This is a genomic window from Ruegeria arenilitoris (assembly GCF_013030265.1).
Classification (GTDB): domain Bacteria; phylum Pseudomonadota; class Alphaproteobacteria; order Rhodobacterales; family Rhodobacteraceae; genus Ruegeria; species Ruegeria arenilitoris_E.
The window spans coordinates 1-1776 of the sequence record NZ_WPZQ01000022.1 but is presented as its reverse complement, the minus strand read 5'-3'; the positions used below and the strand labels follow the sequence as shown (position 1 = coordinate 1776).

Annotated in this window: 1 protein-coding gene; it reads right to left on the bottom strand. The window is 61.3% G+C overall.

Going from position 1 to position 1776, the window contains the following annotated elements; genetic code table 11:
- Nucleotides 1-1776 (bottom strand): sulfoacetaldehyde acetyltransferase (xsc, locus tag GOX61_RS22295; protein ID WP_170337273.1); only part of this gene is annotated, 1776 nt, incomplete at its 5' end.

The following is a 1776-nucleotide window of genomic DNA, read 5'->3' as shown; positions in this document are numbered from 1 at the left end:
TTACGCCTCTTGCGGTGTCATGTCGTTTGCGTCGATGCCAGCGACTGCTACGGGTTTTTTCATGGCGTCGCGGCGGAAGGGTTCACCCAGTTCCTGGTTGATCAGGGCTTCGATCAGCGTGGTGATGCCGTTCTTCTGGTCCTCGATCGCCTGGTTCAGCGCTGCGGTCAGCTCTTCCTGGGTGCGGGCAACAACACCTTTCAGGCCACAGGCCTGCGCGATACCGGCGTAAGACACTTTGGTGTCCAGCTCGGTGCCGACGAAGTTGTCATCGAACCACAGGGTCGAGTTCCGCTTTTCCGCGCCCCACTGGTAGTTGCGGAAAACGATCTGGGTCACGGCAGGCCATTCTTCACGGCCGATCGCGGTCAGTTCGTTCACGGCGATACCAAAGGCGCCGTCACCGGCAAAGCCGACAACCGGAACATCGGGGCAGCCGATCTTGGCGCCGACAACCGCCGGAAGACCGTAGCCACAGGGGCCGAACAGGCCGGGGGCCAGGTATTTGCGGCCGTCTTCGAAGGACGGATAGGCGTTGCCGATGGCGCAGTTGTTGCCGATGTCGGACGAGATGATCGCCTCTTTCGGCAGTGCGGCCTGGATTGCGCGCCATGCCATGCGGGGGCTCATCCAGTCAGGCTTGGCGGCACGTGCACGCTCGTTCCAGGTGGTACCCGGATCGTCGTCCTCGTGGGTCATCGAGGTCAGTTCCTGCGCCCATGCGGATTTCTTCTGGGCGATACGGTCCTTGCGCTCCTGACGGCCTTCGTCACCGGCGGTGTCGCTCAGCTGGGACAGGATGCCGTTGGCAACCTTGGCCGCGTCACCAATGATGCCGACGCTGACGTCCTTGGTCAGGCCGATGCGGTCAGGGTTGATGTCGACCTGAATGATCTTTGCATCCGCAGGCCAGTAGTTGATGCCGTAACCGGGCAGGGTCGAGAACGGGTTCAGACGGGTGCCCAGAGCCAGAACAACGTCCGCTTCCGAGATCAGCTCCATACCGGCTTTCGAACCGTTATAGCCCAGCGGGCCAGCGAACAGCGGGTGCGAACCGGGGAAGGCGTCGTTGTGCTGGTAGCCAACGCAGACCGGGGCGTCCAGACGCTCGGCCAGGGCTTTCGACGCTTCGATGCCGCCTTCGGCCAGAACAACGCCGGCACCGTTCAGGATGACCGGGTTCTTTGCGTTCGACAGCATTTCGGCAGCAGCAGCCACCGCGTCTTCGCCGCCCGAAGGGCGCTCGAAATCAACGATCTTGGGCAGTTCGATGTCGACAACCTGGGTCCACATGTCACGCGGGATGTTCAGCTGAGCCGGTGCGCTGGCGCGCTTGGCGTTCATGATCACGCGGTTCAGGACTTCGGCAACACGCGACGGATCACGGACTTCTTCCTGATAGGCAACGCAGTCCGCGAACATGCGCATCTGCTCCATCTCCTGGAAGCCGCCCTGACCGATGGTCTTGTTGGCCGCCTGCGGGGTGACCAGCAGAACCGGGGTGTGGTTCCAGTAGGCGGTCTTCACGGCGGTGACAAAGTTGGTGATGCCGGGGCCGTTCTGCGCGATCATCATCGACATCTTGCCGGTCGCGCGGGTGTAGCCGTCGGCCATCATGCCGCCAGACCCTTCGTGCGCACAGTCCCAGAACATGATGCCAGCCTTCGGAAACAAATCCGAAATCGGCATCATCGCAGAACCAATAATACCAAACGCATGCTCAATACCATGCATCTGCAATACCTTAACAAAGGCCTCTTCTGTCGTCATCTTCAT